The organism is Heliomarina baculiformis (assembly GCF_019966545.1).
Taxonomy (GTDB): Bacteria; Pseudomonadota; Alphaproteobacteria; order Rhodobacterales; family Rhodobacteraceae; genus Heliomarina; species Heliomarina baculiformis.
This window is the reverse complement of the sequence record NZ_JAIMIC010000004.1, coordinates 335428-358359: the sequence shown is the minus strand read 5'-3', so window position 1 is coordinate 358359 and position 22932 is coordinate 335428. Positions and strand designations below refer to the sequence as shown.

22 protein-coding genes and 1 riboswitch are annotated in these 22932 nt (G+C 60.2%); of the genes, 16 read left to right on the top strand and 6 right to left on the bottom strand.

Going from position 1 to position 22932, the window contains the following annotated elements; all coding sequences use genetic code 11:
- The first annotated feature begins 198 nt into the window (after window positions 1-198).
- The 16 genes from MF268_RS11635 to MF268_RS11560 all read left to right on the top strand — a co-directional run bounded on the left by MF268_RS11635 (window position 199) and on the right by MF268_RS11560 (window position 17383).
- Window positions 199-2310 (top strand): ATP-binding protein, encoded by a 2112-nt coding sequence (locus tag MF268_RS11635; RefSeq protein WP_238371026.1) that lies wholly within the window; start codon window positions 199-201, stop codon window positions 2308-2310.
- A gap of 58 nt (window positions 2311-2368) precedes the next feature.
- Window positions 2369-2455: riboswitch (glycine riboswitch) on the top strand.
- Between the two features lie 162 nt (window positions 2456-2617).
- Complete coding sequence (gcvT, locus tag MF268_RS11630) at window positions 2618-3742, top strand: glycine cleavage system aminomethyltransferase GcvT (RefSeq protein WP_238371025.1); 1125 nt, start codon at window positions 2618-2620, stop codon at window positions 3740-3742.
- A gap of 20 nt (window positions 3743-3762) precedes the next feature.
- Window positions 3763-4125, top strand: a complete 363-nt coding sequence (gcvH, locus tag MF268_RS11625; protein WP_238371024.1) for a glycine cleavage system protein GcvH — start codon at window positions 3763-3765, stop codon at window positions 4123-4125.
- 3 nt (window positions 4126-4128) lie between these two features.
- A complete protein-coding gene (locus MF268_RS11620; protein WP_238371023.1) occupies window positions 4129-4485 on the top strand; it encodes a VOC family protein in 357 nt (118 codons plus the stop codon).
- Window positions 4486-4502: 17 nt separating this feature from the next.
- Window positions 4503-7352 (top strand): aminomethyl-transferring glycine dehydrogenase, encoded by a 2850-nt coding sequence (gene gcvP, locus MF268_RS11615; protein WP_238371022.1) that lies wholly within the window; start codon window positions 4503-4505, stop codon window positions 7350-7352.
- Between the two features lie 20 nt (window positions 7353-7372).
- Complete coding sequence (locus tag MF268_RS11610) at window positions 7373-8422, top strand: hypothetical protein (protein WP_238371021.1); 1050 nt, start codon at window positions 7373-7375, stop codon at window positions 8420-8422.
- Between the two features lie 75 nt (window positions 8423-8497).
- On the top strand, window positions 8498-8953 hold the full coding sequence (locus tag MF268_RS11605; RefSeq protein ID WP_238371020.1) for a universal stress protein: 456 nt from the start codon (window positions 8498-8500) through the stop codon (window positions 8951-8953).
- A 96-nt stretch (window positions 8954-9049) separates the two neighbouring features.
- Window positions 9050-9613 (top strand): NifU family protein, encoded by a 564-nt coding sequence (locus tag MF268_RS11600; RefSeq protein WP_238371019.1) that lies wholly within the window; start codon window positions 9050-9052, stop codon window positions 9611-9613.
- 148 nt (window positions 9614-9761) lie between these two features.
- The gene (gene tsaB, locus MF268_RS11595; RefSeq protein ID WP_238371018.1) at window positions 9762-10346 is read left to right on the top strand and encodes a tRNA (adenosine(37)-N6)-threonylcarbamoyltransferase complex dimerization subunit type 1 TsaB; all 585 of its coding nucleotides are present in this window, start codon (window positions 9762-9764) and stop codon (window positions 10344-10346) included.
- Entirely contained in the window at window positions 10346-10759 is a 414-nt protein-coding gene (locus MF268_RS11590) for a GNAT family N-acetyltransferase (protein ID WP_238371017.1), read from the top strand. The genes tsaB and MF268_RS11590 overlap by 1 nt, the downstream gene beginning before the upstream one ends.
- Window positions 10760-10913: 154 nt before the next feature.
- Entirely contained in the window at window positions 10914-11909 is a 996-nt protein-coding gene (locus tag MF268_RS11585) for a BMP family lipoprotein (protein WP_238371016.1), read from the top strand.
- Window positions 11910-11917: 8 nt separating this feature from the next.
- A complete protein-coding gene (locus MF268_RS11580; RefSeq protein ID WP_238371015.1) occupies window positions 11918-13474 on the top strand; it encodes an ABC transporter ATP-binding protein in 1557 nt (518 codons plus the stop codon).
- A gap of 39 nt (window positions 13475-13513) precedes the next feature.
- Entirely contained in the window at window positions 13514-14608 is a 1095-nt protein-coding gene (locus MF268_RS11575; protein ID WP_238371014.1) for an ABC transporter permease, read from the top strand.
- A complete protein-coding gene (locus tag MF268_RS11570) occupies window positions 14608-15573 on the top strand; it encodes an ABC transporter permease (RefSeq protein ID WP_088634058.1) in 966 nt (321 codons plus the stop codon). The genes MF268_RS11575 and MF268_RS11570 overlap by 1 nt, the downstream gene beginning before the upstream one ends.
- 115 nt (window positions 15574-15688) lie before the next feature.
- A complete protein-coding gene (locus tag MF268_RS11565; RefSeq protein ID WP_238371013.1) occupies window positions 15689-16621 on the top strand; it encodes a sulfite exporter TauE/SafE family protein in 933 nt (310 codons plus the stop codon).
- Between the two features lie 3 nt (window positions 16622-16624).
- Window positions 16625-17383 (top strand): TIGR02186 family protein, encoded by a 759-nt coding sequence (locus MF268_RS11560; RefSeq protein WP_238371012.1) that lies wholly within the window; start codon window positions 16625-16627, stop codon window positions 17381-17383.
- An 8-nt stretch (window positions 17384-17391) separates the two neighbouring features.
- Here MF268_RS11560 and MF268_RS11555 read toward each other — a convergent pair whose 3' ends face one another.
- The 6 genes from MF268_RS11555 to ccrA form a co-directional block, all read right to left on the bottom strand.
- Window positions 17392-18120, bottom strand: coding sequence for an SDR family oxidoreductase (locus MF268_RS11555; RefSeq protein ID WP_238371011.1), 729 nt, complete (start codon window positions 18118-18120; stop codon window positions 17392-17394).
- The gene (locus MF268_RS11550) at window positions 18117-19643 is read right to left on the bottom strand and encodes an ATP-dependent DNA helicase (RefSeq protein WP_238371010.1); all 1527 of its coding nucleotides are present in this window, start codon (window positions 19641-19643) and stop codon (window positions 18117-18119) included. The genes MF268_RS11555 and MF268_RS11550 overlap by 4 nt, the downstream gene beginning before the upstream one ends.
- 48 nt (window positions 19644-19691) lie before the next feature.
- Entirely contained in the window at window positions 19692-20330 is a 639-nt protein-coding gene (locus tag MF268_RS11545) for an acyl-homoserine-lactone synthase (protein ID WP_238371009.1), read from the bottom strand.
- 155 nt (window positions 20331-20485) lie between these two features.
- Window positions 20486-21205 carry a helix-turn-helix transcriptional regulator gene (locus MF268_RS11540; RefSeq protein ID WP_238371141.1) on the bottom strand — a complete coding sequence of 240 codons (720 nt, stop codon included), beginning with the start codon at window positions 21203-21205 and terminating at the stop codon, window positions 20486-20488.
- Window positions 21144-21359 (bottom strand): hypothetical protein, encoded by a 216-nt coding sequence (locus tag MF268_RS11535; protein ID WP_238371144.1) that lies wholly within the window; start codon window positions 21357-21359, stop codon window positions 21144-21146. The genes MF268_RS11540 and MF268_RS11535 overlap by 62 nt, the downstream gene beginning before the upstream one ends.
- A 213-nt stretch (window positions 21360-21572) precedes the next feature.
- The gene (ccrA, locus tag MF268_RS11530) at window positions 21573-22859 is read right to left on the bottom strand and encodes a crotonyl-CoA carboxylase/reductase (RefSeq protein WP_238371008.1); all 1287 of its coding nucleotides are present in this window, start codon (window positions 22857-22859) and stop codon (window positions 21573-21575) included.
- Window positions 22860-22932: the final 73 nt, after the last annotated feature.

Genomic DNA, 22932 nt, shown 5'->3' with positions numbered 1-22932 from the left:
GATTGACTGGAACTCAATTCCCGTAATCCGCCGAATTTCAAAAACCATTTCTCAATACAGGCCAACTATATTTGATTGACGAAAGCATCCTTTTGCCAGCCGTGTTTGCGTCAAAATTTCGCCTAATCATCATTTTAGATCGATTTACCAACATCGGGAAAAGCCTCCGCCGGGGCATAACTATCAGGGCGGCTGAAAATGAAAAAAAACATCTGGGGCGGCGTGTCGCGAACCTATCTGCTTCTGGCATTCTGCACGGCAGTGCTTTGCATCGGGGCGGGTTATGCGATCATCAAGAAAGATCAGTCGATCTACCTGAACGAAAAACACGCGGAGCTTCAGAGAGACCTGAGTCACGTGGCCGATTCCCTCGCGGCCAAGCTGTTCGGCATGGAACTTGTGGCCAACCGTCTGGCAAGCTTCGTTTCCCTCTCCCCCGATCTAACCGATGAAGCTGTCGCACAGGCCGCCGATCAACTGCTCGACCGGTATCCCGGCATCCTCAACGTCGCCATCGCGCCCGACCTGAGGGTGACACATGTGTCGCCGCTTAAGGGCAACGAATCCGTCATCGGGCTTGAATACGCCTATGTACCGACGCAACTGGCAAGCGTCGCACGCGCCTATCGCCAGAGCGCGGCGGTATTCGACGGGCCGATCAACCTTGTTCAGGGCGGACGCGGCTACGTGCTGCGCTACCCAGTCATCACCCCACATCTGAATGGACGGACGGAAAGCTTTTGGGGTGTCATTTCGATCGTCATTTCCGAGGAGGGGCTGTTTCGTGGCGACGAAGGGCTGGCCCATATCATCGACAGCCTTCAGCTATCTCTGCGGGAAGTGTCGCCAACGGGAAAACTGATCAAACATCTCTACGGCGCGCCCGAGCTTTTCACTTCGGATCGTTCAACCAAGACCCTGACCGCCTTTGGTCGCAGCTGGGAACTCGCGGCGTCGCCGCATGAAGACTGGGCACCTTATTCCCCGAACATGTGGAAATTCCTCGCGACGACAATTCTATCGCTGGTGACACTCGTCGGGTCCATCCTGCTGATCCGCCGCTTTGCGATGCGCAGCCAGAACGCGCACAGCATCCTCCAACATGCGGTAGAATCGCTCGACGCCGGGTTTTCGCTTTTCGACCACAACGGCAGGCTTCTCATGGCCAACGACGCCTATGCCGATATCCTGCATCTGGACAAGGACAAGCTGAAACCGGGCCTTTCGATCGGAGACATCCTCTACATGTCGATCCGACAAGGCCATGTGCCCGAAGCCGTGGGCCGCGAAGACGCATGGGTCAAATCCCAGCTTAAGAACTATGACCGCAACGCGACGAGAATCGAACATCTGCCAGATGGGCGCTGGCTTAGCATTTCACTGTCGAAAACGCCCGAAGAGTACACGGTTGTCATCTGCGCGGATGTCACGGCCCAGAAAGAAGCGCAGATTGCCGCAGAGGCCGCGAACAAGCAGAAATCGGAATTCCTTGGCAATGTCACGCATGAGCTGCGCACACCGCTGACCGTGATTTCCGGATACGCCTCTTTCCTGCGTCAAAGCCAGAGCATGCCAGCGGCACGGGAAATCAATACCTTGCTGGATCAGCCCGACAGTGACGACAAGGTGGACTGTGCCAAGATGCGCGGCCTGATTACCAAGCAGGCGGATGCCATCTCGGCCCAGAGCGAAAAGATCCTTGGCGCGTCGAAACACATGCTGAACATGGTGAATGACCTGCTCGACTGGGCCAAGGCGGAAGGTGGCGACCTCAAGATCGCACCGGAAACCGTATCTGTTGCAAACTCGGTCCAGACGATCATCGACGATCTGAACCCGCAGGCCGAAAAGAAAGGCATCAAGCTGGTCGGCCAGATCGAGGATGTCATGATCGAAGCTGACCCGCTGCGGCTCAAGCAGGTGCTATATAATCTTGTCGGCAATGCGCTGAAGTTTACCAACGAAGGCTCGATCACCATTTCCGTGCATCCCGACGGTACCCGTACGCGCATCGCGGTCGAGGACACTGGCTGCGGCATCCCCGCCAAGGACCACGGGCTGATCTTCCAGCGGTTCCAGCAGGCGGACGGGTCGGACACCCGCGCGCACGGTGGCTTTGGGCTTGGTCTCACCATTGCCCGGCAGATCGTGAAACTGCATGGCGGCGACCTGGGTGTGACCAGCGAACCGGGCGTCGGCAGCCGTTTCGAGTTTGATATGCCCAGCGCAAATGTCACGCCGATCTCGCAACCGCGCAAATCCCGGCGGGCATCGACCACACAACGGGCACAACTGCGGTCGGCCGGATAATCCGGCGGCCAACGGGCAGCAATTCGCTTGCCGCGACCAAACGGAGACGATAAACGACACCCGTGATGTGGGAGAACCGGCAAAAGCCGGTGCCGAAGGAGCAACCGCCCCGGAAACTCTCAGGCGCAAGGACCGCATCCGCCAAGACGACTCTGGAGAGAGCCCGGCCACGACCGGGACGCCGAAGGGATAACGATCTCAGGCAAAAGGACAGAGGGGGCATCACACTCGCAGGCAATCGCCTGCGAAATTTGGGATGCCGCATGATTTCCTTGAGAATCACGCTGGTCTTGGACTTGGATCGGGTATGACGGATTTACTGAGAACCCCTTTGCACGCGCTGCACCTTGAGTTGGGCGGCAAGATGGTCGGCTTTGCAGGCTATGACATGCCCGTGCAGTTTCCCGCCGGCATCATGGCCGAACACACCCATACACGCCAAAAGGCAGGGCTTTTCGATGTCAGCCACATGGGTCAGGTCGTGATCTCGGGCGCGGACTGGGAGGCGCTGGCGACTGCCTTTGAAACTCTCGTGCCGATGGATGTGCTCGGGCTCAAGGAAGGCCGGCAACGCTATGGTCTTTTCACGGATGAAACCGGCGGCATCACCGACGACCTGATGTTCGCCAACCGGGGCGACCACCTGTTCGTCGTGGTTAACGCCGCTTGCAAGGATCAGGATATCGCCCATATGAAATCGGCGCTGGAACCAGCGCTGGATGTGGCCCCCGTGACCGACCGCGCGCTGCTGGCGCTTCAGGGCCCCGCTGCCGAAAACGTGTTGTCTAAACTGGCACCTGAAGCGGCCGGGATGAAGTTCATGGACGTGAAAACTCTGATGCTCGACGGAGCTGAATGCTGGGTTTCACGCTCGGGTTACACGGGCGAAGACGGCTATGAAATTTCGGTCCCGTCGGAACATGCCGAGTCGCTGGCGCGTTGTCTTCTGGATCATGACGATGTCCTGCCCATTGGGCTTGGCGCGCGGGATTCCCTGCGGCTCGAGGCGGGGCTTTGTCTGTACGGGCATGATATCGACACCACCACCCTGCCGGCCGAAGCATCGCTGACATGGGCGATCCAGAAGGCCCGGCGGCAGGGCGGCGCGCGCGAGGGCGGTTTCCCCGGTGCCGAAGCGGTCCTGAGTCAGATGCAGGACGGACCGGCACGCAAACGCGTCGGGTTGCGTCCCGAGGGCCGTGCGCCGATGCGCGAAGGTGTCGAACTCTTCGCCGAGGACGCGGGCGGTGAACCTGTCGGCACCATCACCTCGGGCGGGTTCGGCCCCACGGTCGGCGGCCCCGTCGCGATGGGCTATGTCCCCGCCGACAAGGCCGAACCGGGCACCGTTCTTTACGGCGAGCTGCGCGGCAAGCGCCTGCCGGTCACCGTTTCCGCGATGCCCTTTGTCGCGGCCAATTTCAAACGATAGTCAACAGGGAAGAGACCTCCATGAAATACACCGAAGAGCATGAATGGCTGCTGGAAGAAGACGGCCTGATCGTGGTCGGCATCACCGCCTATGCGGCGGAGCAGATGGGCGACGTGGTCTTTGTCGAACTGCCCGAAGAAGGCACCGAAATCACCAAGGACGACGAAGTCGTGGTGATCGAAAGCGTCAAGGCCGCCTCGGACATCCTCGCGCCACTGGATGGCGAAATCGTCGAAGTGAACTCGACCCTTGCCGACAACCCCGCGCTGGTCAACGACGACCCCACCGGCGATGCATGGTTCTTCAAAATGAAGCCGTCGGATCTTTCGCCGATGGACGATTACATGGACGAAGCCGCCTACAAGGAATTCATCGGAGACTGATCCTTGGCCGTAAGACGCATCGTCAGCAATATCCGCTCGGATGACCCGACGGCGCTGGCGGCCTTTTACAGCGAGGTCTTCGACCTTGATATCGTGATGGACATGGGCTGGATCGCGACGCTTGCCGCGCAGGACAGCTCTGCGACACAACTCTCGTTCGCGCGTCATGGTGGATCGGACACCGATCTGCCAGCGCTGTCCATTGAGGTCGATGATCTGGACGACATACTGGATCGCCTGGAAAGCCGGGGGATCCGGCCCGAATACGGACCGACAAACGAAGACTGGGGTGTGCGGCGTTTCTACTTTCGCGACCCCGCCGGGACATTGATCAATGTCCTGACCCATATTGCGCCTTAACCCGAGGAGCCTTTCTCATGGCCTACGAGCCTATCGACTACCTGCCCTACGATTTCGCCAACCGCCGTCACATCGGCCCTTCCCCGACAGAGATGAGCGACATGCTCGAAACCCTTGGTGTGGCGTCGCTTGAGCAGTTGATCGATGAAACCGTGCCCAAGGCGATCCGGCAGGACAAACCGCTGGATTTCGGCAAGCCGAAATCGGAACGCGAGCTGCTGCATCACATGCGCCAGACTGCCAAAAAGAACAAGGTGATGACCTCGCTTATCGGTCAGGGGTATCACGGCACGGTCACGCCTCCCGCCATCCAGCGCAACATTCTTGAGAACCCGGCGTGGTACACGGCTTATACCCCCTATCAGCCGGAGATCTCGCAGGGGCGGCTTGAGGCGCTGCTGAACTTTCAGACCATGGTCAGCGACCTGACCGGGCTTGAAATTGCCAATGCCTCGCTGCTGGACGAAGCAACCGCCTGCGCCGAGGCGATGACGATGGCGCAGCGGGTCGCCAAGTCGAAATCAAAGGCGTTCTTTGTCGATGAAAATTGCCATCCGCAGAATATCGCGGTGATCCGGACCCGCGCCGCGCCGCTGGGGATCGAGGTCATCGTGGGTGCGCCCGAGGATATGGACGCAACCGCCGTATTTGGCGCGATCTTCCAGTATCCCGGCACCTATGGCGATCTGCGCGACTTTTCGGCCCCGATTGCTGCACTGCACGAAAACAACGCCGTGGCGATCATGTCCGCCGATATCCTTGCCCTGACACTGCTGAAAGAGCCGGGCGCGATGGGGGCCGATATAGCTGTCGGCAATACGCAGCGTTTCGGCGTGCCGCTGGGCTATGGCGGGCCGCACGCGGCCTATATGGCCACCAAGCAGCAATACGCGCGCAACATGCCCGGACGCCTGGTCGGGGTCAGCGTCGACAGCCATGGCAACCGTGCCTATCGTCTTTCGCTGCAAACGCGCGAGCAGCATATCCGCCGCGAAAAGGCGACATCCAACGTCTGCACCGCGCAGGCGCTTCTTGCGGTGATGGCCGGTTTCTACGCGGTCTTCCACGGCCCAGACGGATTGCGTGCGATTGCCCAGCGCGTGCACCGCAAGACCGTTCGGCTGGTGCGAGGTCTGGAAGAGGCCGGCTTTACGGTCGAACCCAAGACCTATTTCGACACGATCACCGTCGATGTGGGCCTGCTTCAGCGTGGCGTCTTGCAAGCCGCCGAGCGCGAGGGCGTAAACCTCCGCCGGGTCGGCAAGACACGTGTCGGCATCACGCTTGACGAATGCACCCGCCCCGCAACCATCGAGAAAGTCTGGCGCGCTTTCGGTATCATCCGGGAAGACGCTGACCTCAGCCCGGAATACCGCCTGCCCGAAGATCTGATCCGTCAGTCCGGCTACCTTGAACATCCGATTTTCCACATGAACCGGGCCGAGACCGAGATGATGCGTTATATGCGTCGTCTTGCGGATCGAGATCTCGCGCTCGACCGCGCGATGATCCCGCTGGGGTCCTGCACGATGAAGCTGAACTCAGCCGCCGAGATGATGCCGATCAGCTGGGCCGAGTTTGCCCATCTGCACCCCTTTGCCCCGGCCGATCAGGCGCAGGGCTATCGGATGATGATCGACGACCTGTCGGCCAAGCTCTGCGAGATTACCGGTTACGCCGCGATTTCGATGCAGCCGAATTCGGGCGCACAGGGCGAATATGCCGGCCTTCTGACCATCGCCGCGTGGCACCGGGCGCAAGGGAACGAGAACCGCAATGTCTGCCTGATCCCGACGAGCGCGCATGGCACCAACCCGGCCAGCGCCCAGATGGTGGGCTGGAAGGTCGTGCCGGTGAAATCCTCCGAAAACGGCGACATCGACCTCGACGATTTCCGTGCCAAGGCCGAGAAATACGCCGATCAGCTTGCCGCCTGCATGATCACCTACCCCTCGACCCATGGCGTGTTCGAGGAAACCGTGCGCGATGTCTGCCAGATCACCCATGAGCATGGCGGGCAGGTCTATATCGACGGTGCCAACATGAACGCGATGGTTGGCCTGTCGCGTCCCGGCGATCTGGGCGGCGACGTGAGCCACCTGAACCTGCACAAGACCTTCTGCATTCCGCATGGCGGCGGCGGACCCGGCATGGGACCGATCGGCGTCAAGGAACATCTGGTGCCGCACCTGCCCGGCCACCCCTCGACCGGCGGGGTCGAAGGCCCGGTATCCGCCGCGCCCTATGGTTCGCCCTCCTTGCTGCCGATTTCATGGGCCTACACGCTGATGATGGGGGGCGAAGGGCTCACACAGGCAACCCGCGTCGCGATCCTGAACGCCAACTACATCGCGCAGCGGCTCGAAGGCGCTTACAAGGTGCTTTATCGCGGCAAGCAGGGGCGCGTGGCGCATGAGTGCATCATCGACACCCGACCCTTTGCCGATAGCGCCGGGGTCACGGTGGATGACATCGCGAAACGTCTGGTCGACAGCGGGTTCCACGCCCCGACGATGAGCTGGCCCGTCGCGGGCACGCTGATGATTGAACCGACCGAGAGCGAAACCAAGGCCGAGCTTGACCGGTTCTGCGATGCAATGCTGGCGATCCGCGAGGAAATCCGTGCCATCGAGGAAGAAAAGATCGACCGCGAGAACAACCCGCTCAAGAACGCGCCGCACACGATGGAAGACCTCGTGCGCGACTGGGACCGGCCTTATAGCCGCGAACAGGGCTGTTTCCCTCCCGGTGCCTTCCGTGTCGATAAATATTGGCCGCCGGTCAATCGCGTCGACAACGTCTATGGCGACCGTAACCTCGTCTGCTCTTGCCCGCCGATGGAGGATTATGCCGAGGCGGCCGAGTAATCCGCGCCTTCTGGACCTTGATGCGAGGCGCACTGCGCGCCTCGCCATTCCTATTATCAGCGGCGTTATTGATCTGGTCGCTGAACCAGTCGCCGTTCACCCGGCCCTTTGTCGAAGCCGCCCCGGCTCAGATCGAACGCAGTCTGCAACGGGCGATGGCACGGCAGGTTTCAGCGGACTGGCTTGCAGCCGAACTTGGCCACGCGCTCGAGACGCGCGATCTTGACCGGATCGAAACGCTGGTTCTGGTGGCAGAGGATCACGGGCTGTCCCCCCTCCCCGAACAGCAGGAGGAAATCGAGGCGCTGCGTGCGGACTCCTCGGGTTTCTGGGCGACCACACAGAATTGTGCGCTCTGCATGGCCGATATAGAAAGCTGCCCTTCGCTGGCCCTGATGGGTAGCTGTTCCATTCCCTTTGAACTGACCCCGCTTGGCGATGCCAATGCGCTGCGCCGTGCCGGTCTGGCCGCCTGGGAAGGCGAACCGGTGGACAAGCTTGACGTGTCGCTCGCCTTGGTAGGCTTGAGTGCGACAACGGCAGTCGTCGTCACCGGGGGCAGCAGCGTGACCGTCAAGGCCGGTGCAACGGTCCTGCGGCTTGCCCGGCGCATGGGGACACTGACGCCCTCTTTCATGCGCACCCTCGCCCGGCTCAGCGACATCAGCCTGCGCGGTGACCTTATTCTGCCTTACATGCGCGGCAGCGTCCCTGCCTCGCGCGTTGTGGATACCGCGCGGCTAAGTGCCCTTGGCGAGGTCGCCACCGACCTCTCGCGGGTTGCCGCGAACACCTCCGTTACAGATACAGTCCGGCTTATGCGGCATGTGGATGACACTGCGGACGCGCGCCGTCTCGCAAGGGTTTCCGAAGTGACCGGGCCGCGCACGGCGGCGGTGTTTGACGTGCTTGGCAAGCAACGTGTATTCCGCGCCCTTGTGCGGCTGTCCGATGCGGCCATTGCCGCCGCTGCCCTGATCTATTTGACATTGCTACAGATTTTCCTGTACATCGCCGGCCGTGCTGGACTGGCCCTGTATCGTGTGGCGATCCGAAGATTGCCGCGCTGACAGCCTCTGCCACAGCATTCTATTGCGCGCGCCCAACCCTTGGGTCATGATCCGCACCTGTAAGGGAGACCTGAAATGCGCAAGTTCCTTGTGGTTCTCGATGACAGCCGCGAATGCCTGAACGCGATGCGTTTTGCCGCCATGCGGGCGGCCCATACCGGGGGCGGCGTCAGTGTGCTCTCGGTCATTCCGCCGGACGAGTTCAACCACTGGATCGGCGTGGGCGAGGTCATGCGCGAAGAGGCGCGCGAACGCATTCATGCCCATTTCGAAGTTTTTGCGAAATGGATGCGCGACCGGCAGGGTGTCGACCCCGAGCTGGTGATCCGCGAAGGCGATCCGGTACAGCAAATTATCGAGCATATCGGGGAAGACCCGGAAATCGGCGTGGTCGTGCTCGGTGCAGGCACCGACAAGAAAGGCCCCGGGCCGCTGGTGACGCATATGTCGCGCTCCGCCGGGTCGCTGCCTGTGCCGATCACGATTGTGCCGGGCGACCTATCCAAGGAAAAGCTTGAAGCGATTACCTGACGTTCCGGTTCCGGGCAAAATTAGAATCGTTCCAATTCTTGACGATCCGCCCGCGGAAGCGCATATATGAAGCAACCGAGAAAAGGTGCACATCAGATGTTTATTCAGACCGAATCCACGCCGAACCCGGCAACGCTGAAGTTTCTCCCCGGCCAGTCCGTTCTGGAAATGGGCACTGCCGATTTTCCAAGCGCCGAGTCTGCGGGCAAGTCGCCGCTGGCCAGCCGCATTTTCGCGGTCGACGGGGTCGAGGGTGTCTTTTTCGGCAATGATTTCGTGACGGTCACCAAGGCCGACAGCGTCGACTGGGACCATATCAAACCCGCCATCCTCGGCGCTGTGATGGAGCATTACCAGTCCGGCCAGCCGGTCATGAACGAAGGCCAGACGACGGCGTCGGGCCATGCGGAACATTCCGGCGACGATTCGGAAGTCGTGGGCCAGATCAAGGAACTGCTCGACAGCCGCGTGCGTCCCGCCGTTGCTCAGGACGGTGGCGACATCACTTTTCATGGCTTTGAGCGCGGCGTTGTCTACCTGCATATGCAAGGGGCCTGCGCCGGTTGCCCGTCGTCGACCCTGACGCTCAAGATGGGGATCGAGAACCTGCTGCGTCACTATATTCCCGAAGTGACCGAAGTCCGTCCCGTCGCGGTCTGATCCGGCAGCTTCACTCGCACCATTGAAAAGGCGTCCGGACGGGCGCCTTTTTCTTTATCATAACGGTACTGGTGGAACCGGGCGATTGCATCCCCGGTCCAAGCCCGGCATAGCTGAAGAACCTGAAACGCAGCAGATGCCCGACCGGATGACCTCAGCCCCCAAACACGCGGGAACGACACTCGCCTTTGACACCTCGGCCGGTCATTGCGCAGCGGCGGTTTTGCGCGATGGTGAAATCGTGATCGCGAGGGGCGAGGACATGACGCGCGGACAGGCGGAACGTCTGGTGCCGCTGCTCGAAGAGGTTCTGGACGAGGCAGGATTGGCGTGGTCCGACATCGAACGGATCGGCGTTGGCGTCGGTCCCGGCAATTTCACCGGCATCCGCATATCGGTTGCCACGGCGCGTGGACTGGCGCTTGGTCTGGGCGTGCCGGCGATTGGCGTCACGACATTCGACGCCATCGCGAGCACCACGCCCGGCGACACGGCGGTACCCGCACCTCGCGACCAAGTGTATCTGAGCCGCGTAGGCCAAGCACCGGAACTGGTGCCAAAAGATCAGGCGGGCTCAGCCACGCCGCCCCCGCCCCCGCCAGAGCTTGCCGCAGCCATCGCGCGATGCGCCGCTGCGGCTGATCCAACCGAATGTCCGGCCCCCGCCCCCTTTTACTTGCGACCAGCAGATGCGGCCCCGTCCCGCGATCTGCCACCCGCGCTGCTCGATTGATGACCCCGGAAACGCTCGCCCTTGTTCACAAGGCGGCCTATGCGCCGGACAGGCCGTGGTCGGTCGAAGAATTTGCCGTGCTGCTTGACCAGCCCGGTATTGTCGTCACGGGGGACGAACGCGGTTTTGCCCTTGCCCGGGTGCTTTTCCACGAGGCCGAGTTGCTGACCATCGCAACCCATCCCGATCACCGCAGGCAGGGGATCGGCTACGAGGTGATGCAGGCATGGCAAAGCATCAGCGCCCAAAAAGGGGCTGCGCGCGCTTTCCTTGAAGTCGCCGCCGACAACAGCGCCGCGCGCGCACTTTATGCACGCTGCGGATACGAGCAGATTGGCCAGCGCAAGGGCTATTACGCGCGAGCAGATGCACCGGCTGTCGACGCAATAGTCATGTCCCTGCCCCTGACCTGACGGCAGATTGCCGAATCCGGCTGGAGCGGACAAAAAGCGGTTGACCGTCGCCGCGCCTGCGTCCTTATTTGAACTATCTCAGCATGACCGCATGTTGGATCGGGCGGAGAGACAAAACCCTGCCGCCCCAAACACATAAACCGGGAGAACAACTATGACCCTCATGAAATCCCTGATGGGCGCCGCTGCAGGCCTCGCGCTTTGTGCCGGGGCGGCTATGGCCGAGCCCGCGGTGATCTACGATCTGGGTGGGAAATTCGACAAATCCTTCAACGAAGCCGCCTTTGCCGGTGCCCAGCGCTGGGCAGATGAAACCGGCGAGAGCTTTCGCGACATCGAACTGCAATCCGAAGCTCAGCGTGAACAGGCGCTGCGTCGCTTTGCCGAAAGCGGCTCCAATCCCATCGTGATGGTTGGCTTTGCCTTTGCCGATGCGCTGGGTCAGGTTGCCGCCGATTATCCGGATACGAAATTCGTCATCATCGACATGGTCGTCGAGGCACCGAACGTGCGTTCCGTCGTCTTCAACGAACACGAAGGTTCGTATCTTGTAGGCATGATGGCCGCGATGGCATCTGAATCGGACACGGTCGGCTTTATCGGCGGCATGGACATTCCGCTGATCCGCAAATTCGCCTGCGGCTATGCGCAAGGCGTCAAGGCTGCCAAGCCGGATGCCACCGTAATCTCGAACATGACTGGCACGACCCCTGCGGCTTGGAATGACCCGGTCAAAGGGTCCGAGCTGACCAAGGCGCAGATCAGCCAAGGCGCAGACGTGGTCTATGCCGCAGCTGGCGGCACCGGCGTTGGCGTGCTGCAAACCGCGGCCGACGAAGACATCCTGTCGATCGGCGTGGACAGCAACCAGAACTACCTGCACCCGGGCAAGGTCCTGACATCGATGACGAAACGTGTCGACAACGCGGTCTATGACGCGCTGACGGACGGAGCCGACATGGAAACCGGTTTCGAAGTCATGGGTCTGGCCAATGGCGGCGTCGGCTATGCGATGGACGAATACAACAAGGATCTCGTCAGCGCTGACATGCAGTCCGCCATCGACGAAGCCGCTGAAAAGATCGCCAGCGGCGAGATCGAAGTTCACGACTATATGTCTGACGACAGCTGCCCGGCTCTGAGCTTCTGAGCATGGCAATGAACGACCAGACGGAGCGGCAGGACACTGCCGCTCCGGCGATTGAACTGAAGGGTATTTCCAAGTCCTTTGGCCCGGTGCAGGCCAACAAGGACATCTCCATTTCGGTGCGGCCCGGCACCATTCACGGCATAATCGGCGAAAATGGCGCCGGAAAATCGACCCTGATGAGCATTCTCTACGGCTTTTACAAAGCCGACCGGGGCGAGATCTTTATCAATGGAAAAAAGACTGAAATTCCCGACAGTCAGGCGGCAATTGCGGCCGGGATCGGCATGGTCTTTCAGCATTTCAAACTGGTGGAAAACTTCACCGTCCTCGAAAACATCATTCTCGGCGCCGAAGACGGCGGCCTGCTGAAACCCTCGCTCGCCAAGGCGCGCAAGTCGCTGATCGAGCTTGAGCGGGAATACGGGCTGAACGTGGACCCGGATGCGGTTATTCAGGATATTGGCGTCGGCAAGCAGCAGCGGGTCGAAATCCTCAAGGCGCTCTATCGTCAGGCCGAGGTTCTGATCCTCGACGAACCGACAGGCGTGTTGACGCCGGCCGAGGCCGATCAGCTTTTCCGCATCCTCGGACGGCTGCGCGACGAAGGAAAAACCATCATCCTGATCACCCACAAGCTGCGCGAGATCATGGATATCACCGACACGGTCAGCGTGATGCGACGGGGCGAGATGACCGCGACGGTCAAGACCTCGGAAACCAGCCCCGAGCAACTGGCCGAGCTGATGGTCGGACGCAAGGTTCTGCTTCGCGTGGACAAGGTGCCGGCCAAACCCGGCAAGCCGGTGCTTGAAATCGAAAACCTCAAGGTGACCGACGAAAAGGGTGTCGCGCGGCTCAAGGGGATCGACCTGACCGTGCGCGCCGGAGAGATCCTTGGCATTGCGGGCGTGGCCGGGAACGGTCAGTCGGAACTGCTCGAGGTGCTGGGCGGCATGCGGCGGGGCGAAGGCACGATCCGGCTGAACGGGGAACCGCTTGCTTTGGACGGACCAAATTCCGACGGTCGCGCACGGCGGACGCAGGGCGTCGCCCATGTGCCCGAAGACCGCCAGCGCGAAGGTCTGATCATGGATTTCCACGCTTGGGAAAACGTGGCCTTTGGCTATCATCTGGATGCGAGCTATCGCCGGGGTCCGTTCATGGACAATACCGCCCTGCGCCGCGATACCGAAGCCAAGATGAAGAAGTTCGACGTACGCCCGCCCGACCCTTGGCTCACGGCCAAGAATTTCTCGGGCGGGAACCAGCAGAAAATCGTCGTCGCGCGTGAAATCGAACGTAATCCCGACCTGCTTCTCGTCGGTCAACCGACGCGCGGCGTCGACATTGGCGCGATCGAATTCATCCATAACGAGATCGTCGCCCTGCGCGATCAGGGCAAGGCGATCCTGCTGGTCTCGGTCGAGCTGGAAGAAATCTTTTCCCTTGCGGACCGGATCGCCGTGATGTTCGACGGTCATATCATGGGCGAACGCTTGCCCAATGAAACAGACGAAAAAGAACTGGGCATGCTGATGGCCGGCATGTCAGGAGAAGCGGCGTGAATACCTACCTGCCAAACATGAAACGGGGGCCTTTCTGACATGGATGTCATGCCGAAATGGGCCGAAGTCGTCCTTGTCCCTCTTATTTCCCTCCTTCTGGCGGCGATCCTGTCCGCACTAGTCATCCTTGCCATTGGCGAAGACCCGATTGCGGCGGTCCAACTCATGGTGCAAGGCGCGCTGGGGTCGACCTATGGCTGGGGCTATACGCTTTACTACGCGACGAATTTCATGTTCACCGGGCTCGCCGTCGCGGTCGCCTTCCATGCCAAGATGTTCAACATCGGCGGTGAAGGTCAGGCGATGCTGGGCGGGCTTGGTGTCGCGCTCGCCTGTCTCTACTTTCCATGGCCACACTGGTCGCTGGCGCTGATCGCGGCCACTGTGGGCGCCGCGCTGTTCGGCGCGGCTTGGGCGGCGTTCCCGGCCTATCTGCAGGCGAAACGCGGCAGCCATATCGTGATCACCACGATCATGTTCAATTTCATCGCGGCTGCTGTGCTGAACTACATGCTGGTCAACGTGTTGCGGCCCGAAGGGTCGATGGACCCGGCGACCGAGCGGTTCTCTCCAACGGTACATCTGCCGACCCTGCATGAGATCCTCGCTCCCTTTGGCATCCAGTTTTCCAAGGCCGCCCCTGCCAATTTCTCGCTGCTCGTGGCGATTGCGGCCTGCATTCTGGTCTGGGCGCTGATCTGGCGCACGCGGCTTGGATATGAGATCCGCGCCTATGGTTTCTCCGAACCGGGCGCGCGGTATGCTGGTATCTCGCCCACACGTATCATCATGATTTCCATGTTGATTTCCGGCGGTCTTGCCGGTCTGATGGCGATCAACAACGTGATGGGCGAAGCCGAGCGGCTGGTGCTCAACGCAACCGAGGGCGCGGGTTTTATCGGGATTGCTGTGGCGCTGATGGGCCGGTCGCACCCGCTTGGCGTTTTCCTTGCCGCGATCCTGTTCGGGTTCCTCTATCAGGGCGGCGCCGAGCTTGCGCTTTGGACATCGATCCCGCGCGAGTTGATCGTCGTCATTCAGGCGCTGGTCATTCTCTTTACCGGCGCACTGGACAACATGGTGCGAATGCCGCTTGAAAGCCTCTTCCTGCGCTATCGGAAAGGTCGGTCGTGATGGATTTTCTGACGATCATCCAAATCCTAGATTCGACGATCCGACTGGCGACACCGCTGCTGCTGGCCTGCCTCGCCGGGCTCTTTTCGGAACGGGCGGGCATCTTCGACATCGGGCTTGAAGGCAAGATGCTCGCGGCGGCCTTTTTCTCGGCGGCCACGGCAGCCATCACCGGGTCAGTCTGGCTTGGCCTGCTGGCCGGGACACTCGCCTCGATGGTGCTTTCGGCGCTGCACGGGCTGGCCTCGATCACCTTCCGTGGCAACCAGCTTATCTCGGGTGTGGCGATCAACTTCCTTGCTGCCGGGATGACGGTGCTAATCGCACAGGACTGGTTCCAGCAAGGCGGTCGGACCCCATCGCTGATCGGACAGGGCCGGTTCAACGCCGTCACCCTGCCCTTTGCCGATGCGCTGGCCGATGTCCCGGTTCTTGGCCCCATCTACAGCGAATTGATCTCGGGCCATTCGATCCTTGTCTACCTCGCGTTCCTTTGTGTGCCGGCGACTTGGTGGCTTCTGTTCCGAACCCGGTTTGGTCTGCGCCTGCGCGCGGTGGGCGAAAACCCGGCAGCCGTCGATACGGCGGGCATTTCGGTAATCGGCATGCGCTACGCAGCGGTTGCGATCTGCGGTCTGCTCTGCGGTATCGCCGGCGCCTACCTCGCGACGGCCTTGCAGGCCGGCTTCGTCAAGGACATGACTGCCGGACGCGGCTATATCGCGCTGGCGGCCCTGATCTTTGCCAAATGGCGCCCCTGGCATGCGATGTTTTCCTGCCTGCTGTTCGGTTTCCTGCAAGCCGTCGCCCTACGCTATCAGAACATCCATATCGGTGACTTCGTCATCCCGGTTCAGGCGATGGACGCGCTGCCCTATATCCTCACCGTAGTGATTCTCGCCGGCTTCGTCGGCAAGGCGATCCCCCCCCGCGCGGGCGGCGAACCCTACGTGAAAGAACGATAAAAACCTGCCCGTTTCCAACGGGCGGGATTGCGAGTATGCCCGATCAAGCGCGGCGGCGGATCAATTTCAAGCCAGCCGGATTGATTTGTCAGTCGGGGACGGTTTAGGAAACGCCATGCAAATCTACCTCCCCATCGCCGAGGTATCGGTAAACGCTTTCCTGCTTCTGGGCCTTGGGGGTCTTGTAGGCATCCTTTCAGGCATGTTCGGTGTTGGGGGCGGGTTCCTGATCACGCCGCTCTTGTTCTTTGTCGGCATTCCCCCTGCGGTGGCCGTTGCAACATCCGCGAACCAGATCGTCGCCTCGTCTTTCTCGGGCGTGCTTGCGCATTTCCAGCGAAAGACGGTCGATCTCAAGATGGGGACGGTGACCTTATGCGGCGGCCTTGTCGGGGCTGCGCTTGGCGTTTTCGCGTTCAACTACCTGAAATCCATAGGTCAGGTCGATCTGATGGTCAGGCTCTGCTATGTCCTGTTCCTTGGGATCGTCGGCGCACTGATGTTCGTCGAAAGCCTGAACGCCCTGCGCAGGACGCGCAAGGCCGCCACTTCGGGCCGACCGACCCCGACCAAACGCAACAAGCACAACTGGGTACATGCCCTGCCCTTCAAGATGCGATTCCGCACCTCGGGCCTCTACATCTCGGTCATTCCGCCACTTCTCGTAGGCCTGACCGTCGGGGTACTGGCCGCTGTCATGGGTGTGGGCGGCGGGTTCATCATGGTGCCCGCGATGATCTATATCCTTGGCATGCCGACCAAGGTCGTGATCGGAACCTCGCTGTTCCAGATCATCTTTGTCGCGGCCTTTACCACGATGCTGCATGCCACCACGAACTACACGGTCGACGTGGTTCTGGCGCTTTTGCTGCTAATCGGCGGGGTGATCGGTGCCCAGTTTGGCACCCAGATCGGGCTGCGCATGAAGGCGGAGCAACTGCGCGTTCTGCTGGCGCTCTTGGTGCTGCTGGTGTGTTTCAAGTTGGCGCTGGATTTGCTGATCGAACCGCATGAGCTTTACTCGCTCACACCGCTGGAGCCTCGCTGAACCATGCGGTTTCTGCTCCTCATCCTGCTCATCCTTCCGATCGGTGCTGCCGCGGAAAGTGTCGTCCTCGGTCTGTCGCGTGACCGGATCAACATCACGGCGAATTTCGATGGCTCCGAAATCCTTGTCTTTGGCGCAGTGAAACGCGAAGTGCCGATCTCGGACGAGGAACCGCTGGAAGTCATCGTGACCGTCGCAGGCCCGTCGACGCCCGTCGTGGTGCGGCGAAAGGACAAGCGATATGGCATCTGGGTCAACAATGCCGCCGTCGAAGTCGATGCCGCGCCCAGCTTTTACGCCGTGGCCACCTCCGGCCCGCTTGAGGATGTGCTGCTGCGGGTCGAGGACCTGCGCCACAAGATCACGACCACTCGCGCGATCAGGTCGGTCGGCGCACCGGACAACATCCGCGATTCAAGCAAGTTCACCGATGCGCTGATCCGTGTCCGGCAGCAGAACGGGCTGTATCAACTGCTGGAAGGCGTCGTGTCTTTCGACCAGCAGACGCTTTTTAACACCTCGATCCGCCTGCCCGCCAACCTGACCGAAGGCGGATATACCACCCGGATTTTCCTGACCCGCGGCGGCGCTGTCGTTTCGGATTATGAAGCGACGATCTTTGTCGGCAAGGTCGGGCTGGAACGCTGGCTCTACGCCCTCTCGCGCGCCCAGCCGATGGTGTATGGGATCATGTCGATCACCATCGCGGTGCTGGCCGGATGGGGCGCTTCGGCCGCCTTCAGACTGCTGCGCCACTCCTGAGCCTTGGGTCATCCCCGCCCGATATAGGGCATCTTGGTCGCCATCACCGTCATGAACTGAACGTTCGCGCTGAGCGGCAGATCTGCCATGTGCAGCACCGAACGGGCCGCATCATTGACTTCCATCGTGGGCGGCACATCGATCCCTTCGGCCAGCGCCTTGGACTTGAGGTTTGCCACCATCGGCGTTTCCGCATTGCCAATATCGATCTGACCGCAGGCGATGTCATAGGGGCGACCGTCCAGCGACAGCGATTTGGTAAGGCCGGTGATCGCGTGCTTGGTGGTCGTATAGGTGACCGATCCCGGACGGGGCACATGGGCAGAAATCGATCCGTTGTTGATGATCCTCCCGCCCTGCGGGTTTTGTCCACGCATGATGGAAAAGGCGAACCGGGCCGCAAGGAACATGCCGTTCAGGTTCACCGCCACGGAATCGAACCAATGCTCGATCGGGATTTCATCGATCGGACCGGCGGGCGTGAACATGCCCGCGTTGTTGAACAGGACATCAAGCCTTCCGGCCTTGCCGACAAAGCTGTCGAAGGCAGCCTGCAGCGCGTCCATATCGGTCACATCCGCGATCAGGGGCACAGCGTTCTCATGTTGCGCCGCGATCTCTTCCAACAGGTCGCCGCGCCGCGCCAGAATTCCAACGCGCCAGCCTTCGTTCAGGAAAAGCTCTGCCGTGGCCCGACCAATGCCCGAACTCGCCCCGGTGATCAGGATGGATTTCATGTTTCTTCTCCTTCAAGCGTCAACGCCACAGCGGGCGCGCGCAGGTCATCGACCCTCAACTCATGTTGCGGTTTGGACAGGCGATTGCGCACGACCCAGATCAGTCTTTCCTGCGCCCGCGTGATCGCCACATAGGCGAGCCTTTTCCACAGCGGTTGGCCCGCCTCCATTCGGCCCATCCGGGCGGCGACAAAAAGGTCCGGCGCAAAGACCTGCACCGTGTCCCATTGCGACCCCTGCGCCTTGTGAATGGTGCAGGCTGCGCCATGAAGGAAAGTCGCGCCCATGCCCGCGGCGAAGGGAATAAAGGGCTCCTCCTCGTCCGGCTTTTCAATCTTCACGATCGAGGCCGCGCTGATCTGCGGATCTTCGGCCCCCATCACGTGCAGCCGCGAAAATCCGGGTTTGCGACCGGGCCCCAGATACACAACCTGCGCGCCCTTGATGAGACCCCGCGCTTCGAGGTCGAGACGCTTCTTGCGGTGTTTCAGCGGCAATTCCAGCCCGTCGCAGATCAGCGGTTCGCCCGCCAAAAGCGCGTCCTCCGGTGCCTGGTACACCGTGCGAAATGCATTGATCAGCCGGATCCGCGTGGCATTTCGCCAGACCAGAACAGGGCTGCGCGCCATAAGGTCGACCTCGACCCGTTGGCCCCAGACGATCCGATCATCGCTCTTGGCCAGTTCCTCGACCATGCGTTCGAAATCGTGAAATTCCATCTGCGGGTCGGCCAGTGCATGGGCCAGATCAAGGATCGGGTTGTCGGCTTCTTGCCGATGCACGCGGCTCAGTTCAAGTTTGCGCGGCTCGGGCAACCCGTCAAAAACCATCGCGCCTGATTGGTTCACCGGCGCCAGCTGGGCCGGATCGCCAAAGAGCAGAAGGTTGGGAAAGATCTCCTGAAGGTCGTTAAATTGCCGGTCGTCCAGCATCGAAGCTTCATCGACGAACCCGATATCAAGCGGTTCTTCCCGCCGCTTCCAGCCCGTGATGAAATCCGATCCGCGCAGACCGGCAGCGGCCAGCGCGCCGGGGATCGATTTGTTGTTGGCATAGAATGCGGCCGCACGATCCAACGCCTCTTCGCTCATGCCGTCGATGTCGGGGCGCTCACCCTCGCCCGCCAGCCATTCGGCGATGCGCTCATATTCCGGATCGTAGACCGGCGTATAAAGAATGCGGTGGATCGTGGTGGCAGGAACCCCTCGCAGCCTCAAAACACTGGCCGCCTTGTTGGTCGGGGCAAGGATGGCCAGCGACCGTTTGTCCTTGCGTTTACGGCTTTCGTAATCGCCGGAAACGATCTCGACGCCCGCCTGTTCAAGCGCTTTGTACAGCTCTGCCAGCAAAAGAGTTTTGCCCGATCCGGCCTTGCCGATCACGGCAAGCACGCCCTTGCCCGAACCGACGGGCGGTTTCAGCAGGCTGTCGTCGAGATCGACCCCCGCTTCGCGCAGCATGGCGGCAACACTGTCAAAGGCGCTGGCCTGATCTTCGGAAAATTGTACGGGCGTCAGAGTCATGGCGCGACCCTACAGTCGCGCCTGACCAATGCCCAGATGCCAAAATGATTAAGCCGTCATGCGAATTTGATCCGTGTGCGCCATGCCAAACGACCGGTCGAACCAAAGCCGCGAGAGCTCGCAGGATATGCCCGCACGACGGGCGACGCGTAATTTTGCATCCTGACTGAAAGACCAGAGGCCAAGGCTTACCTTGTTGCGGCCAGTGCCCTCGGACCCGAGAATTTCAGGCGATGCCCCGATCACCCTGTAGATCCGCTCCATCCGCAGATCGAAAACGCCGAGGAAATGCTTGATCCCAAAGCGGCTCATGATCTCGCCGCCGGCAAGCATCAGGGCTGCCGCAACCCTCGGTTCGGCGTCACGGGACAGGCAAAATCGCGTGCATTCCCATATCAACGGGCTCGAAATCGGGCTACCGCCTGTCAGGTGTCCGAAAACTTCATTGGCCATCACCCGGCCGGTTGTTGGCAGAAAGCGCATTGATCCACCGTGACGACCGTTTGCGTTTTCCCAGATAACATAAAGCGGGTTCAGCTCGTCGTAACCGTCGCGTTCCTCACCCTGCTCATCCACATCCACATCCCATTCAAGGCGCGTGCGAAACTGGTCCGCACGGTCCTGAAACATGCTGTGAGCAAGCTTCTGGTACTTGTGAAGATCATGTCCGTAAATATAGCGCAGCATTGTTAAGTCCCCTGTCTGGCTGTCCGATGCCGAAAGGGTAACGAAACCTTGGTTAATGCCCGCTGGCCGAAACGTGCGTTTTGTTAATCATGCGCCTTTTCAAATCCGCCGACGTATCACATCGGCGGATCCGGTTGATGAAATAGCCAAAGAATTCAGACGACAATAAGTCCGCAACCAATGGCCCTTGCTACAGCGTGAGTGGTGTTCATTGCCCCAAGTTTGAAACGGGCACTTTCGATGTAGACCCTCAGCGTGTGTTCCGAAATCGAGAGCGCATGCGCCACCTGCGGTCGGCTGTACCCCATGGCGAGCAATGTCATCGCGTCGATTTCCCGCGGAGACAAGGCACGTGACTGCTCCAACTTCCTGTCCGCTTCGAATTCAAGTGCCTTCCTGTTAAAGTAATGCGCGATCAGAATAAGATCTCGCCCGTTCTGCTCGATAAATTCCGCCCAGGTCCCGTCATCGCAGGTATGGCTTGCCGTAAAGAGCGCAAATTGCCCCTGTGGCCCCCTCACCGGTATCGAGTACCCCTGATTGCCTACTCCGAAAGTTTGCGCGTCCGCAAAAAATTGCCTTGCTTGTTTCGAAGACCAGTCGAGCCTCTTCCAGTCGACCGGGTGAAAGCGCTGGTAACACCCGATGATAACCGGATCGACCCTGAGATAGTTTTTCTCCGCGTAGTGGTCGATCCATTTGAGTGGATAGGTCCCGCACCCATACTGCTCTCCGGCGCTGTCGACCCAGTGATAAACCATATGATCGATGCCAAAGACCCGTCGGAGCGAGACGATGGCTTTCTGCAGCCCCTCAAGCTCTTCTGTTTTCTCCAGACCGGCGAGAATCTGGTCCAATTCGGCTCGGTTCACCATTGATGTGTACGCGCGTCTCTTTTTCCTTCGACGCCAGTTCGGACGCGGCAATCATTGTCGTGTCGTCAAGCTGTTCAGCCAGAGCCGCCAATTCGTTCGCTACCGCAAATGTTTTGAGGTCCGCCAGTACGTCGAGTATCCATTCATTCTGCATCTTCAACCTCGCCTTTGGGGAGTTAACAAAAGATTAAACTGAATATAGCACTTCCAAATTTCTCAGAAAATTCGCCGATTCCAGTTCCCCATAAATAGCGAGGTCCGGATTTATAAACCGTTGATGCAACTTGTGCGTGTTCTCTTGAAAAAGTTGCGCCCGCGAATCACGTGGATCCGGCGGGCGCATGGATTGTTCTTCGTCGGGCAGGAATCAGGCCTTGTGGTCAAGAACCTCTTCCAAAGTGCGCAGACCTGTCCTTGGTGACTGGACCAGAACAGACATGTTCCCCGGTTTATGCTCGTTGCGCATCATCTTCATATGCGCCTGCGGCAGGTCCGCCCAAGTAAAGACTTCGGACATACAGGGATCTAGGCGACGCTCGAGCATCAGCTTGTTGGCCGCGCTCGCCTGCTTGAGATGCGCAAAGTGGCTACCCTGAAGACGTTTCTGGTGCATCCACATGTAGCGCACGTCGAATGTCAGGTTGAACCCCGAGGTGCCGGCGCAGATCACGACCATTCCGCCTTTTTTCACCACGAAGGTGGACACAGGGAAGGTCGCTTCGCCCGGATGCTCGAACACCATATCGACATTAATGCCCTTGCCGGTGATGTCCCAGATCGCCTTTCCGAAACGGCGCGCTTCCTTGAACCACTCTGCATATTCGGGCGTGTTCACCGTCGGAAGCTGACCCCAGCAGTTGAAATCCTTGCGGTTGATGACACCCTTGGCACCGATATCCAGCACGAACTGGCGCTTGGATTCATCCGAGATCACGCCAATGGCATTGGCACCAGCCGTGTTGATCAGCTGGATGGCATAAGAGCCAAGACCACCCGACGCACCCCAGACCAGAACATTCTGACCTGGCTTGAGATCGTGCGGTTCGTGACCAAAGAGCATACGGTAGGCGGTGGCCAGGGTCAGCGTGTAGCAGGCCGACTCTTCCCATGTCAGATGCTTGGGACGTGGCATAAGCTGCTGTGACTGCACACGGGTGAACTGGGCAAAGGAACCGTCCGGTGTTTCATAGCCCCAAATCCGCTGGCTGGGCGAATACATCGGATCGCCGCCGTTGCATTCCTCGTCATCGCCGTCGTCCTGGTTGCAATGGATAACAACCTCGTCGCCAACCTTCCAGCGCGTAACCTTGTCGCCCACAGCCCACACGATGCCCGAGGCATCGGAACCCGCGATATGAAAGGGCTGCTTGTGGCCGTCAAAGGGGCTGATCGGCTTGCCAAGCGCCGCCCAGACGCCGTTATAGTTCACGCCCGCGGCCATCACGAGCACGAGCACATCGTGGCTGTCGAGCTGCGGTACATCCACGACTTCTTCCAGCATGGCCGTATCCGGCTCGCCGTGCCGCTCTTTGCGGATCGCCCAAGCGTACATTTGCTTGGGGACATAGCCGAGCGGAGGGATTTCACCCATTTCGTACAGGTCTTTTTCTGGCGCTTCATAGGGCGCGATATCGGCGTGGGTATCCAATGCCATGTCGTCCTCCGTACATATCGAGCTTGCCGCGATGCGGAATCGGCGGCGTCTCACAGTCGAATATGATCTACCG